14 protein-coding genes are annotated in these 13,102 nt (G+C 68.0%); 7 read left to right on the top strand and 7 right to left on the bottom strand.

Annotation, left to right across the window (positions count from 1 at the left end; genetic code table 11):
* Positions 1-185: 185 nt before the first annotated feature.
* Positions 186-1,136: an asparaginase gene (locus EV138_RS31775; RefSeq protein ID WP_133983566.1), complete on the bottom strand. Its 951-nt coding sequence runs from the start codon at positions 1,134-1,136 to the stop codon at positions 186-188.
* On the bottom strand, positions 1,133-2,542 hold the full coding sequence (locus EV138_RS31770; protein WP_133983565.1) for a cytosine permease: 1,410 nt from the start codon (positions 2,540-2,542) through the stop codon (positions 1,133-1,135). The genes EV138_RS31775 and EV138_RS31770 overlap by 4 nt, the downstream gene beginning before the upstream one ends.
* A 121-nt stretch (positions 2,543-2,663) precedes the next feature.
* On the opposite strand from EV138_RS31770, the gene EV138_RS31765 reads away from it, so the two are divergent.
* Positions 2,664-4,226, top strand: a complete 1,563-nt coding sequence (locus EV138_RS31765) for a PucR family transcriptional regulator (RefSeq protein ID WP_133983564.1) — start codon at positions 2,664-2,666, stop codon at positions 4,224-4,226.
* On the opposite strand, the gene EV138_RS31760 is transcribed toward EV138_RS31765, so the two are convergent.
* Genes EV138_RS31760 through EV138_RS31750 form a run of 3 tightly spaced genes read right to left on the bottom strand, consistent with a single transcriptional unit; the run spans position 4,214 to position 6,800 of the window.
* Positions 4,214-5,074 carry a polysaccharide deacetylase family protein gene (locus EV138_RS31760; RefSeq protein WP_133983563.1) on the bottom strand — a complete coding sequence of 287 codons (861 nt, stop codon included), beginning with the start codon at positions 5,072-5,074 and terminating at the stop codon, positions 4,214-4,216. The two genes, EV138_RS31765 and EV138_RS31760, sit on opposite strands and share 13 nt — an antisense overlap.
* Positions 5,071-6,192, bottom strand: coding sequence for an oxidoreductase (locus EV138_RS31755; RefSeq protein ID WP_133983562.1), 1,122 nt, complete (start codon positions 6,190-6,192; stop codon positions 5,071-5,073). The genes EV138_RS31760 and EV138_RS31755 overlap by 4 nt, the downstream gene beginning before the upstream one ends.
* Entirely contained in the window at positions 6,189-6,800 is a 612-nt protein-coding gene (locus EV138_RS31750; RefSeq protein ID WP_133983561.1) for a DUF1989 domain-containing protein, read from the bottom strand. Before EV138_RS31750 ends, EV138_RS31755 begins: the two co-directional genes overlap by 4 nt.
* A 105-nt stretch (positions 6,801-6,905) precedes the next feature.
* Between EV138_RS31750 and EV138_RS31745 the strand changes: the two genes are divergently transcribed.
* Both EV138_RS31745 and EV138_RS31740 read left to right on the top strand, forming a co-directional pair.
* Positions 6,906-7,979, top strand: coding sequence for a dienelactone hydrolase family protein (locus tag EV138_RS31745; RefSeq protein WP_369410852.1), 1,074 nt, complete (start codon positions 6,906-6,908; stop codon positions 7,977-7,979).
* Positions 7,980-7,981: 2 nt separating this feature from the next.
* On the top strand, positions 7,982-8,266 hold the full coding sequence (locus EV138_RS31740) for a DUF167 domain-containing protein (protein ID WP_202867023.1): 285 nt from the start codon (positions 7,982-7,984) through the stop codon (positions 8,264-8,266).
* 157 nt (positions 8,267-8,423) lie between these two features.
* Here EV138_RS31740 and EV138_RS31735 read toward each other — a convergent pair whose 3' ends face one another.
* Positions 8,424-8,870, bottom strand: coding sequence for a GNAT family N-acetyltransferase (locus tag EV138_RS31735; RefSeq protein ID WP_133983558.1), 447 nt, complete (start codon positions 8,868-8,870; stop codon positions 8,424-8,426).
* Between the two features lie 39 nt (positions 8,871-8,909).
* Complete coding sequence (locus EV138_RS31730) at positions 8,910-9,314, bottom strand: MarR family winged helix-turn-helix transcriptional regulator (protein ID WP_133983557.1); 405 nt, start codon at positions 9,312-9,314, stop codon at positions 8,910-8,912.
* Positions 9,315-9,375: 61 nt separating this feature from the next.
* On the opposite strand from EV138_RS31730, the gene EV138_RS31725 reads away from it, so the two are divergent.
* From EV138_RS31725 to EV138_RS31710, 4 genes are all read left to right on the top strand, one after another.
* A complete protein-coding gene (locus EV138_RS31725) occupies positions 9,376-10,272 on the top strand; it encodes an LLM class flavin-dependent oxidoreductase (protein ID WP_166678823.1) in 897 nt (298 codons plus the stop codon).
* Positions 10,273-10,420: 148 nt separating this feature from the next.
* A complete protein-coding gene (locus EV138_RS31720; protein WP_133983556.1) occupies positions 10,421-11,464 on the top strand; it encodes a glycoside hydrolase family 5 protein in 1,044 nt (347 codons plus the stop codon).
* 51 nt (positions 11,465-11,515) lie between these two features.
* The gene (locus tag EV138_RS31715; RefSeq protein WP_166678822.1) at positions 11,516-11,899 is read left to right on the top strand and encodes a nuclear transport factor 2 family protein; all 384 of its coding nucleotides are present in this window, start codon (positions 11,516-11,518) and stop codon (positions 11,897-11,899) included.
* A 43-nt stretch (positions 11,900-11,942) separates the two neighbouring features.
* Complete coding sequence (locus EV138_RS31710) at positions 11,943-13,100, top strand: epoxide hydrolase family protein (RefSeq protein ID WP_133983554.1); 1,158 nt, start codon at positions 11,943-11,945, stop codon at positions 13,098-13,100.
* Positions 13,101-13,102: the final 2 nt, after the last annotated feature.

The following is a 13,102-nucleotide window of genomic DNA, read 5'->3' as shown; positions in this document are numbered from 1 at the left end:
ACGGACCGACCAGAGGCCGCGACTTCACACCTCAAATGGTCGCCCACTTCCACGCTTCGCCGCGGAGAGAGTGGACGTCGCGCTACACCCGCGGTGGAACCACGAGGCTTGCGCCGTTCTGTTGCCTATGGCAACTGAGTCGCCGCGAGGCAGTGTTGACGTCCGCCGGTGTGACAACGCGGCTCTCAGGCGGCGAGGTGGTCGCCGAGGCGCGGAAGGGCGTCGGTGGCGAGGGCGATCGACAGGAGGAGCCGGGCCTTTGAGGAAGGGAGTGAACCGGCCATGAGCGCGCCGGAAGCGGCGAGATCGGCGCCGCCGCCGTGGCCGTAGATCGCGGCGGTCGGGCCGGACACACATCGGCTGGTGACGAGGACGGGCAGACCGGCCGACAGACAGCGACGGACCTCGGCCAGCAGGCCCGGGGTCGGATTTCCCGCGCCGAGGGCCTCCAGGACGATCCCGCGGGCACCGGCTTCCCGGCAGGCCGCGAGTTGGACGCCGTCGGCGCCGACGTACGAGGTGACGACATCAACGCGGGGAAGGACGGGAGCCAGGTCGAAACCGGCCGGGCGGACCGGTGACGACCAGATCCGCACGCTCCCCCGCCGCACCTCGCCGATCGGGCCGCCGTCGAACGACGCGAACGCGTCGAGCGCCAGGGTGTGCGCCTTGACGGCCTGGCGGGCGGCGTGGATCCGGCCGTCCATGACGACGAGGGGGCCCAGGCCACGAGCCGCCGGCGAGGCGGCGATCCGGACCGCGTCGGCGAGATTGCGTGGCCCATCGCCGTCCCGCTCCCCCGCATGACGCTGTGCGCCGGTCAGTACGACGGGAACCGAGTCGGCAGGCGTCACCAGGTCGAGGAGGTACGCGGTCTCCTCCAGCGTGTCCGTGCCGTGGGTGACAACAAGGCCGTCGTACTGCGCTGCCTCGGCGCGGATGGTGCTCACGAGATCTCGTACCTCCGCAAGTGACAGCGCGAAGCTGTGCCGCAGCGCCACTTCCCGTACTGTCACCGGCACCGGCCAGTCGTCGAGGCCGTGCAGGTCGCGGCCGGCCACGGCCACGCCGACCGTGCCATCAGGTCCCGGCGCGGACGCGATCGTCCCACCGGTCGTCAGCAGACCGACGTTCACCGGCCCTCCCACCCCACGCTGGCGACCTTCACGATGCTGCGCTGCCGCGAGACCAGCCAGTACAGCCCACCGGCGACGAGCGAACTGGACAACCACGAGAAGTCGGTCCCGTTCATCGCCGTGGCCATCGGTCCCTGCATCGCCGGGACCAGCCCGTACTGCCAGCACCAGCCCGCCACCAGCCCGGCCGCGAGACTCAGCAGGGCGCCCTTGTTCCAACGCCCGTACGCCGAGTCCGCGGCGTACAGCTCGGCGATGTCGAGCCGGCCACGGCGTACGACGAAATAGTCGAGGCCGACGATCGTTGCCCACGGACTGATCCAGACCAGGATCGACACCATCCACTGGTCGAAGGCGGACGCGAAGCTGTCGGCGCGGACGAAGACGACCAGTACACCGGAGGCGACCAGACCGGCTACCAGGGTGACCTTCCAGCGGGCCGCGCGGACACCGATCGAGAGCGCGGCCAGCGAGCAGGAGTACAGATTCAGGATGTTGGTGGCGACCGGCCCGTGCATGATCAGCAGCAGTACCGGCAGCGCCAACGCGCCGAATGTGCTGATCACGAGCGTCGACGGGTCGCTGCCGCTGCCCGCGCTGGCCAGGCAGGCGCCGAGAGCGGCGAGCCATACGGTCGGCACGTACATCCCGAGCATGGATGACCAGAACACCGCCCGGCTGGATGCGGACGGCCGGACGAAGCGGCTGTAGTCCGCGGAGTACGGCAGCCAGCTCAGGCCCCAGCCGATCCCGATCGCGGTCATCAGTTGCGTGATCGCGGTGACCTTCGCCGCTGGTCCGTCGGTGCTCGCGGCGGTCCAGTGCAGATCGGCCTGGCTCAACGCCAGCACCGTCATCACCGCCATCACGAGGACAGTGAGCGGCACGGTGTACTTCTCGAACGTGCGAATCGCGTAGAAGCCGTACAGCGCGAGTCCGAGCTGGACGATCATGATCACGGCCGCCACCAGGTACTCCAGTACGACGCCGCCGTGCACCCCGAGCTTGCCGAGAATCGCCAGCACCAGATCCAGCACCACCCAGGTGTTGACCCCGACCCAGGCCATGGTGAGCAGGCACTGGACCACTCCCGGTACGGCGGCCCCGCGACGGCCGAACGCCGCCCGGCCCAGCACCATCTGGTTGACCGCGGTCCGGTGGCCGATGACGTTGAACAACCCGAACACCGCGCAGCCCATCAGGTTGCCGATGGCAACAACGAGCAGGGTTTCCAGCAGACTCAGCCCGAGCGTGATGCCGAGTGCCCCGAGCACCCAGTTGATCGGGGCGAGGTTCGCCCCGGACCAGATCCAGAACTGCTCGCGCGGGGTGGAGTCCCGGCCGCCGGCCGGGATCGGGTCGACGCCGTGGGCATCGAAGGGAACGGCTTCGGTCTCGGTACGCATGACGGCCTCCAGGCAATAGTGCGACAGGTCACGCTGATCGGCCCAGGAAAGCAGTCGGAACATGCTCGGGTCAGTGGCTGAACCTCTAGTGAAATCCGCCCCGGCTGGATATGTTCACAGGGTGCTCAGTCTTGCTGCCCTGGTTCGGGATCCGGCTCTGGAGCTGACGGTGCTGGTCCCCGGAGCGCCGGGCGCGCTGGAGCGCGAGGCGTTGTGGGTGCACAACACGGAACTGCCCGACCCGTCGGCGTACGTGCGGGAGCGGGAACTCGTGCTCACCAACGGTCTGTGGCTGGCCGAGACGACCGCGGCGGAGTTCGCGGCTAACGTGCACCGCGCGGGTGCCGCCGGAATCGTGTTCGGGCTGCGCGAGGAGGCGCCGTCGACGCCCGACGAACTGGTGCGGGCGTGCGAGCGGCTCGCGTTGCCGCTGGCGGAGATCGCGATCGAAGTACCGTTCACCGCCGTGACGCAGGCCGCGTCGATGCTCCAGGCCGATCAACGCCGTGATGCGCTGGTGGGGATGGTACGGCGTGGAGACGCGCTGGCCGCCGCGATCTCGCACGGTGCTGGAGCGTCCGGCGTACTGGCCGTTCTCCGGCGTGAGCACGATCTGCCGCTGGTCGTGGTGGACCGGATGGCGCGCCCATTGGCGGCGGCCGGCGCGCAGCTCACCCCCGAGCAATGCCGGCTGATCGCGGCGGGTCTGGCTCGGCGGCCGCCCGCGCTGGAGGTGGATCTCGAGGCGGGGATCGGCCGGGCGACGTTGTTCCTGGTCGGCGCTGTCGGCGACACCGACGCGGCTCTTGTCTGCGTGCGGCCGTTGGCCGAGCTGAGCCGGGCGGAGCAGGACGCGCTCGAGCAGGCGGCTCGTTTCCTGAGCTTGGAGGTCGCCAAACAGCAAGCAGTGCAGGCGATCGAGCTGCGGTTCGCCAGCGAACTGCTCGACATGATTCTCTCCGGTGCCCAGCGAGCCGCGGAGGTCCCGGACCGGTTGCGGGCGTTCGGAGTCGACCCGGGCGGTGAGCTGATCGTGCTGACCACCGCCTTCGCCGACGGGGAGGAATCCACGCTGCCCGGGCTCACCGAAACAATCAGCGGCTTCTTCCTGGCGACGGGCCTCGCCGTGGTCGTTGCCGGAGGCACCCAAGATGTGGTGGCCGTACTGCAGCGGCCTCGGCAGGACGTGCGCGAGTTGGCCGCAGCTTTGCACCGCACGATCACACGGCGCTTCCCGGACCGCCGTACGGTGATCGGGCTGGGCGAGCCGGCGGCCAATGCCCAGGCGCTCCGGCAGCCACTGATCCAGTCCCGTGAGGCCTGCCGGGTACTACGGCGCCGGTCGACGCCGGCCGTCGCGTCGTTCCACGACCTCGGCACCCATCGATTGCTGCTGGGTCTGCAGACCACCGAGACACTGCGCGGGTTCGCGGACGGGATCTTGCGGCCCCTGCGCGAGTTCGACCACAAGCGCGCCGCGAATCTGGAGGTCACTCTGCGGGCCTTCCTCCAGCACGACGGCCAGTACGGCGCGACCGCGGCCGCCCTGTACGTGCACGTCAACACCTTGCGCAACCGGCTGGCGAAGATCACCGAGCTGACCGGCCGCGACGTCACCCGGACCGAGGACCGGGTCGATCTCTACCTGGCCTTGGAAGCCGACGAGCTGGTTCAGTCCGGGTAGACGTCCCGACTCGCATGCGGCACGGACACCGGCCGCACCGGCAGCGTGTCGTCCGCCTGCGCCCGTACGGCGATGTCGCGGCACCGGGCAAAGCTCACGTCGCCGCACGACCGGGCGTACTCGATCAGCTCCCGCACCGCCATCAAGCGACCAGGCCGGCCGGACAGGAACGGATGCAGGCAGAGCGTGAACAGGCACCGATAGAACCGCATGCCGTCGAGCTCGGCCTTCCACAGCTCCAGAACCTTGCGCGGCGACTCGATCACCGAACCGATGTCCGGCTCCGGCAGGAACGCGTACTGCTCCCAGTCGTCCAGCGACCAGTGCACCGGCAGCTCGACCACTCCGCCCGCCTGCAGCAGGTACGGCCGGTCGTCGCCCATCAACGACGAGTCGTACAGCAAGCCATGCTCGGCGATCAGTTCCGCGGTCCGCGTGGTCGCCTCCCACAGGGCGGCACGGTGCCCGAACACCTCGATGCCTTGGGCATCGAACACCGCCAGCGCCCGCTCGAAGTCGTCACGCTCCTCCTGGCCGGTCAACGACGTCGGCGGCCGATGGCTGTACGAGTGATGTGCCACCTCGTGCCCGCGCTCGACGATCGAGGCGGCGAGGCCCGGGCGTTGCTCGGCGACCCAGCCAGGGACGAAGAAGGTCGCCGCGACCTCGAGCTCGTCCAGCAGGTCGAGGATCCGCGGTACGCCGACGTCCGGACCGTACGCCTGGTGAGACATGGTCGAGACGTGCTCGGCGTAGCGCCGGCCGCGGGCCAGTACCGGCGTCTCCGCGTCGACGTCGAAGGTCAGGGCGGCCACCGCCGCGGCGCCGTCGGACCAGCTGGGGCTCATGACCTGACAGCCTGCCACGCCCGTGCGGTCGCGAGGGTGACATCCGGGTGGAGCATGTTCCGGTCGAAGACGCGCAGCTGCGATCCCTCGGCCAGCCGCTTCGGGAGGTCCGGGTTCACCAGGGCACCGCGAGCGACCGACACCAGGTCGGCGTGGCCGTCGGCCAGCACCTGCGCGGCCTGCGCCGGGTCGTGCATGCCGCCGTTGGCGATCACCGGCAAGCCGGTCAGCCGGCGGGCCAGTCCGGTGATGGTACGGCCGTCCGGAAGGGTCGAGGTCTCCAGCCAGTCGCGTCCCTCGCTGGCCAGGTGCAGGTACGTCGCGCCGGCCCCGGCGACCGCGGGAAACACGACCTCGGCATCGGCTGCTCCGCCCGGCCAGCGGTAGACCAGGTCGTTCACCTTCGTCTGCGACAGTCGGACCCCGACAGGAAGCCCGGCCGGCAGCGCGTCGACGATGGCCGCCGTCACCCGGGCGGTCAGGCGGATCCGGTTGGCCACCGGACCGCCGTACTCGTCGGTGCGCTGGTTCGTGTAGTCGGTGAGGAACTGGTCGAGCAGATACCCGTTCGCCGCGTGTACCTCGACGCCGTCGAAACCAGCCCGTACTGCGGCAAGCGCCGCGGCGACGAAGCCTTCCACGACAGCGTCCAGGTCGTGCTTGGTCAGTTCGTGCGGGACCGGCCATGGACCACTGCCGCCGTAGTCCGGCATCATCTCGCCGAGTGGCTGGACCGCCGACGGACCCGTGGTGTCCGAGCGGTACGGATTGCCCTGGGACAGCGCGCCCGCGTGCATCAACTGCGCGAAAATGCGGCCGCCGGCAGCGTGGACCTGCTCGGTGACGTCGCGCCAACCGGCGACGTGTTCTTCGCTGGCCAGTCCCGGCTGGTTCAGGTATCCCTGGCTGTACTCCGTGTCGGTGTAGGTGCCCTCGGACAGGATCACGCCGAAGCCGCCGGCCGCGAAGTCGGCGTAGTACTGCGCCATCTCGGCGGTCGGAATGCCGTCGGGCGTGGCCGAGGTGCGGGTCATCGGGGCGACCACGAGCCTGTTCGGCAACGCGTGCGGCCCGATCCGCACCGGTTGGAGTGCGGGATGCTTCAGGTGGTCGGTCATCGGATCTCCTCCAGTACATCGAGTGCGAGGGCGGTGGGGTTCTTGCCGTTGATCACGGTCAGGTCCTGGGGACAGGCGGACAGCACGACGACGCAGTCGAGCTCAGCGCGGAAGGTGATGCTGTCTCCGGCACTGGTGGCCGCCGGCAACCAGTCGAGCCGGCCGTCCGCGTCGGCCTGAACCCGCATGAACACGTTCACCGGCTGGGGAACGACCGGCGCGGCGAGGCCCATCGTCGCCAGCGCGGTGATCAGGTTCGTTGTGCAGGACGGGTGGTCGGGCACGCCCAGCTCGGCGTACCGCTGCGGGTCGCAGGCAGCGATCAGCAGATCGTGATGCCCGGGCGACGTGTCATCGACCAGGGTCAGCATCGGCCGCCGCCGGTCGGTCACAAAGGTCTCGTTCACCGCCGGGAACATGCGGCCGGTGGCGGTCCGGGTATGCGAGGCGCTGAGATACCCGCCCGACGGATCGCCGGCCACGAAGGCGAACAGGTCACCGACCTGCCCACCTTCCACATCGGTCACCCGGATGTACTCACCCCGCGCAACTCGCACCGCGCGCCCCGAACGCGCGGGAACAAGAGTCGGTACAGCAGCTGATCTCATGCCAGTACTCAACCAGCCCAACGACCAGCCCTCGATAGACCTTCCTCCACCGTTCCTACCGACAAGTGGACCATCCTCCATCGCCCCGAGCGCTCGCTGTGTTCTGTGGCGGGGAATTCGCGTCTAGGATGCGGTGGTGGTTTGGGGGACATCGTGAACGACGGAGTCGACGCTCTGCTGGGCGAGTTGAGGGTGCGCGCCGGGGTGGCGCGGGGGTCGGTGTCGCGAGCGGGGCGGCTTGGGTTCCTGCGGTCGTTGGTGGATCCGTTCGAGCGCCTCTCGGAGCCGGAGTTGTCGGTGGTCGAGCGGGTGCCGTGTGACGGCTATCGGCGTGACCGGGTGGAGCTCGAGGTGCTGCCGGGGATTCGGTTCGGGGCTTACGTTCTGGTGCCGGACGGGATACGTGCGCCGTCGCCCGGGGTGTTGGCCGTGCACGGGCATGGCTATGGCAGCCGTCAGATCATCGGCCTGGGAGCCGACGACAGCTCTGATGCCGATGGCAACGATCTCTACGGCCGGTTCGCTGTGCAGCTTGTCCGCAGAGGATTGGTCGTCATCGCTCCCGACGTGGTGGGATTTGGTGAGCGGATGACCGACGTCGACCGGGCTTACGACTCGGCGGCGCCCAGTTCTTGTTATCGGCTCTCGATGGAGCTGATGATGAGCGGCTACACCCTCACGGGCTTGCGAATCGCAGAGTTGCTGGGGGTGCTCGACGCGGTCGCGGCACACCCCGACATCGATCGCGACCGGATCGGAATCTTCGGTCACTCAGGTGGCTCACTGTGGTCGATGATCGCGATGGCGCTCGACGAGCGAATCCGGGCCGGCGTTCTCTGCGGCTTCGCCAACACCTTTGCGGACAGCTTCCTGGCCGTGCACCACTGCGCGTGCAACTTCGTTCCCGGCCTGCTCACCGTGGCCGAGCAGCCCGACCTTCTCGCCTTACTCGCACCTCGGCCGCTCTTCCTCGAGTCGGGCGCAGAGGACCCCATCTTCCCCGCTTCCGGCTTTCGGTCGGCCGTGGAGTCGGTATCGGCGGTCTATACCGACCTCGAAGCAGCCGACTGCTTCCGGAGCGATCTGGTGCCTGGGGTCGAGCACGCAGTCAGCGGCCGCCTCTCCTATGACTGGCTGGCCGAAACGCTGACCGGACCAGGAACGGCGCCCACGCTTTGAGAGTGCTGCTACGGGTTCGGCCAGGGGCCTCCCGCTCAACAGTCGGCGGCCGGTACGACGGCGTCGGCGGACCGGCTCTCGTCGTCGCCGTCAAAGCTCGCGCAGTGGAAGGGCAGGCGACCAAGGCCGTGCTGGAGTCAGTCGCGACCGCGTTCGGCGTACGACGTGCCGCGGTGACCTTGGTACGCGGCGCCACCAGCCGCGACAAGCTGGTCGACGTCGCCGGCAACGAGCCCGAACTCCGCCAACGCCTCACCGAATTGCTCGACGACAACGGCTCACACTGACCGAACCTGCGGCCCGGTCTACCGCCGGCCTCGGTAGGCGTGCTCGTCGTCGGCGCGGTGATGTCCGCGAGCGGCGGAACGGTGAAGTGGATCCGCCGCTGACCTGACCGGCTCCCCAGCAGACTCGCGTTGCCTAAAGCAACATCCGTGGAGCGGCTCAGAGGTCCTTGCGGAGGAAGTGGTTGGAGTGGCCGGGCGGGTAGTTGTGTTTGACGCCGTACTCCTTATAGCCCTGTTTGCGGTAGAAGTCGGGGGCCTGGAAGTCGAACGTGGTGACGTCCGACCAGCGGCAGCCACGGGACCGGCCCTCGTGTTCCAGTGCCGCGAGCAGAGCCGAGCCGATGCCACGTCCCGCCCAGGTCCGGTCGACCCACATCAGGTCGACCGTCAGCCAGTGCCAGACCCGCTCGACCCGGCCGACGCACCCGCCGATCAAGGACCCGTCGCCCGTCACGGCGTACACCTGGACCGGCTCGGACTTCAGGTTGTCCGGCTCGAACCGCACGTCGACGACCGGCGAAGCCGCCCTGTTGAACGACACCAGTTGCTCGGTCAACTCCTCTTCCAACCGCCGATCGACCCGAACCTCCAACGACCAGTCCACACCCCAACTATGAACGGCGACTCCGGCACCGACAACGCGTTATTCGCCGAGTAGTAGGCGTAGGTCCTTGCGGAAGCGGGCGGGGTGCGGGAGGGCGGCTAAGAAGTCGCGCTCGACGTCCAGGCGGATTCGTTCGGCTGCTTCGAACGTGGACTCGCCTTGCGCGGTCAGCACGACCACATTGCGGCGGCGGTCCTCCGTACTGCGTCGGCGCTCGACGAGGCCTCGTTCTTCCAACCCGTCCAGCAGGTCGCCGATCGAGGTCCGGTCGACCCGGAGCCGCGCGGCGACCTCCAGCTGTGACAGCGGCTCCCCCGACGCGACGGCCGAGAGTACGGCGAGATCGCGGCCGTTGATCCCCTGTGGCGCAAGTGCGGCCGCCTGGGCGTCGGTGAGCTCGGCCAGCACGTGTTTGAGCAGATACCCCAACCGGTCGGACACCATGCAGCCCAATCTACAGCTCCCCTGATCGTCAGGTGAGCTGATCATCAGTTACCCTGATGATATGACTGTGACCTTCGGCTTGAAGACGACCCCGATGCATGTCCCGTACGCCGATATCCGGCGCGTCTGGCTCGAAGCCGACCAGGCCCCGCAGATCCGGGACGCGTGGCTGTGGGACCACTACCTCCCGCTGGCCGGCCCGAAGGACGGCGAGATCTACGAGGGCTGGACACTGCTGACCGCACTCGCCGCACAGACCACGCGCCTCCGCTTCGGCCTGCTCGTGACCAGCAACCGCATCCGCCCGCCGGCCGTGCTCGGCAAGATCGCCACCACCCTCGACGTCATCTCCGGCGGCAGGCTCGTCATGGGTCTCGGCGCCGGCGGCACCCATCAGCCGGCGGGTCTGAGCGGAATCCCCGGCCCCAACCCGGCCATCGAGGAGTACGCCGCCTACGGGCTGACGCTCGTGCCGCCAGGTGAAGGCGTCGACAGGCTTCGCGAGACCATCCAGATCCTGCGCGGGATGTGGACCCAGGACGTGTTCGATTTCCACGGCCGCTACTACACCCTCGAGCAGAACCGGAACGAGCCGAAGCCGATCCAGCGACCCGGCCCGCCGCTTCTCATCGGCGGCTGGGGCAACCGGATGCTGCGACTCGTCGCGGAGTACGCCGACAGCTGGAACATCGGCGGCCCGCCACACACCGACTTCGACACACTCGCCGACCGGCTACGACGGCTCGACACAGAATGCGAGCGGATCGGCCGGGACCCCGCGACGATCAGCCGGTCGCTGCAACAAATCGTCTCGTACTCCGACCCGGCGGAGACGCGCGCGATCGTCCGCAAGGCAATTGCACTGGGCTTCGATCACATCGTCCTCTCACTCCCCCGCCCGTACCCCGACCGCGCCGTCGACTGGCTGATCAAGGAAATCATCGACCCAACCTCCTGAAATGATTCGGTCTCATCTCACCCGGCATGTTCGGGTCTGAACGTTCTTGCCCACCTCTGATCAACGGATGGACACCGCTCGGTGCGGGGCCGGATATTCCTGAACAGGTAAAGCCGTAGACCCTCGAGCGCTCAGAAGAGGCAAAACGATGAACGGAAGACCGCCCCATTCCCGCACCACAGCATTACGCCGATCACTGACCCTGCTGGTGGTGATGGTCCTCGCCCTCAGTGGCATCGTCGCCACCTCGGCGCCGGCCGGCGCCACCACCAACCAGTTCCGCGGTATGAACTGGGCCGTCCTGGGTGACAACTTCAGCAAAGGCCCGCTCGTCATTTCGGGCCTGAGCCAGAACGACAGCAACGCGACCGTACGCGCCAAGGCCAATGCCGTGTACGACGACATGGCAGCGGTGGGCGTCAACACCGTCCGCCTGCCGATCAACACCCACACCGTCGGCACGACCTGGTGGAACAACTACCGGGGCGCCATCGACGCCGCCACCGAGCGCGGGTTCAAGGTCATTCTCGCCTATTGGGAGGACGGTGCCGCCTCGGGCGGCAAGGTCACGGACTACACGGCGTGGAACACGATGTGGTCCCGGGTGACCAGCACCTACGGCGCGAACACCAATGTCTATTTCGAGCCGATGAACGAGCCGCACGGTTACAGTTCGGCGGACTGGCGGAACGTCGCGGCGAACTGGCTCAGCTACCACTATTCGGCGGTGCGCAGCCGGGTGCTCATCGGCGGCACCGGTTACAGCCAGGACCTGCGGGACATCTGCAACGACAGCCGCTTCAGCGGAACGCTGCTCTCCTTCCACTACTACACCTTCTTCTACGGCCCGATGACGTACGACGCTTTCCGCAGCCATATCCAGACCCGGCTCGGAAACTGCGCGTCCCGCGCGGTGATGACCGAGTACGGCGCGCCGATGTCCACCGGTCTCAACTATGCGGATTCGGGCAGCACCGACAACTACGTGCGTTATCTGCGGGCCGTCACCCAGGTCATGCGCGACAATCAGATGGGTGGTACCTATTGGCCCGCACTCGGCGGAAAGCCCACCAATGGCGGCAATTACGACTGGTATTCGATGTTCGCCCTGAGCGGCAGCGGAACCAACCTCAACCTGACCGTCCGCAATTCCTCCGGCCGCGACCGAGTCAGGTACGGCTGGGGATTGTGAACGCAGCTGCCGGCTAGCAGCAGCCAGCCAGCGGGCTGAAAGAATGTGGGCGTGGCGGAGACTAGGGACGAGGTCGTGGCTGCTGCGCTCGAACGAGCGGACGCGTTGGCGCGAAGGGATGCTGAGCGGTTGCTGGCACTGCTCCATCCTGACTTCCACTGGACATCGCATCGCGGTGAACAGTTCGATCGCGAGCGGTACGTCGCGTCCAACACGTCCGGACCTTTGGTCTGGCATACCCAGGTACTGACCGACATCGAGGTCGTCGTCGTGGCCGGCGACGCCGCCGTACTGCGTTGTGTCGTGACAGATCAGGTCGATTCAGGGTCCGGAGTCGAATCCTTCCGGATGCCGATGACCCAGACGTGGGTCCTGGTGGCCGGCCGCTGGGTCTGCCTGGCCGGTCATGCCGGGCCGCGCCTGGCGACGGCCTGAAACCCGCATGCGGTGCCGGCCCCGGGTGCGAGATGGTGTTGCCATGAGCATCGAATCGTTTCGGCTGGAAGTTTCGCAGGACGAGATCGACGAGCTTCACCGACGTCTCGAGCTGACCCGCTGGCCGGAGGAACTGACCGGCGTCGGGTGGGCGTACGGCGTACCGCTGAAGTACTTGCAGGACCTCGTGCACTACTGGCGGCACGAGTACGACTGGCGGAAGGCTGAGGCGCAGCTCAACGAGTGGGAGCAGTTCACCACCACGATCGACGGTGCCCGCATCCACTTCGCGCACGTCCGATCACCCGAGCCGGACGCGACGCCGCTCCTGGTCACGCACGGCTGGCCCGGCTCGATCGTCGAGTTCCAGCAGATCGCGGGCCCACTGACCGACCCACGCCGGTACGGCGGTGACCCGGCGGACGCGTTCTCTCTGGTGATGCCCAGCATCCCCGGCTTCACGCTCTCGGGACCGACGCACGACACCGGCTGGGAGGCGAACCGGGTCGCGCGCGCCTTCGCCGAGCTGATGGAGCGTCTCGGGTACGACCGGTACGGCGTACAAGGTGGTGACTGGGGTGCGGCGATCTCGCAGGAGCTCGGCAGGATCCAGCCCGAGCGCGTCATCGGCGTACACCTCAACCTCATCCCGGGCGCAGGCGCAACGTCGGAACCGACCGAGGAAGAGCTCGCGCCGCTCGACCCCGCGGAACGCGAACGCACGTGGGCGTCATGGCACCGATTCGAGGGCTGGCTCAAAGAGAAGCAGGGGTACGCCGACCTGCAGGCCACCCGTCCGCAGACAGTCGCCTACGCGTTGACGGACTCCCCTGTCGGGCAACTGGCCTGGATCGCGGAGAAGTTCGAGGAGTGGTCGGGCAGCCCGATCGACCGGGACCACCTGCTCACGAATGTGTCGCTCTACTGGTTCACCAGGACCGCCGGCCCGGCCGCGCGGATCTACTACGAGCGCAGCCATGCCGCGTCTTCGGGCCGGCCGATCGAAGCGTCCACCACACCGACAGCACTCGCGGACTTTCCCGACGACAACTTCATCCCCTTGCGACACATCGCCGAGAAGACGAACAACATCGTCCGCTGGACGAGCTACCCGCGCGGCGGCCATTTCGCGGCCCTGGAAGAACCGGACTTCCTGGTCACGGACATCCGCGCCTTCTTCCGCGATCTCGCACACCTTTGACG

Origin of the sequence: Kribbella voronezhensis, assembly GCF_004365175.1 — a bacterium.
In the GTDB taxonomy this organism is placed as follows: Bacteria; Actinomycetota; Actinomycetes; order Propionibacteriales; family Kribbellaceae; genus Kribbella; species Kribbella voronezhensis.
Note: the sequence above shows the minus strand (reverse complement) of the source record. Positions and strands in the feature narration are given on the sequence as shown.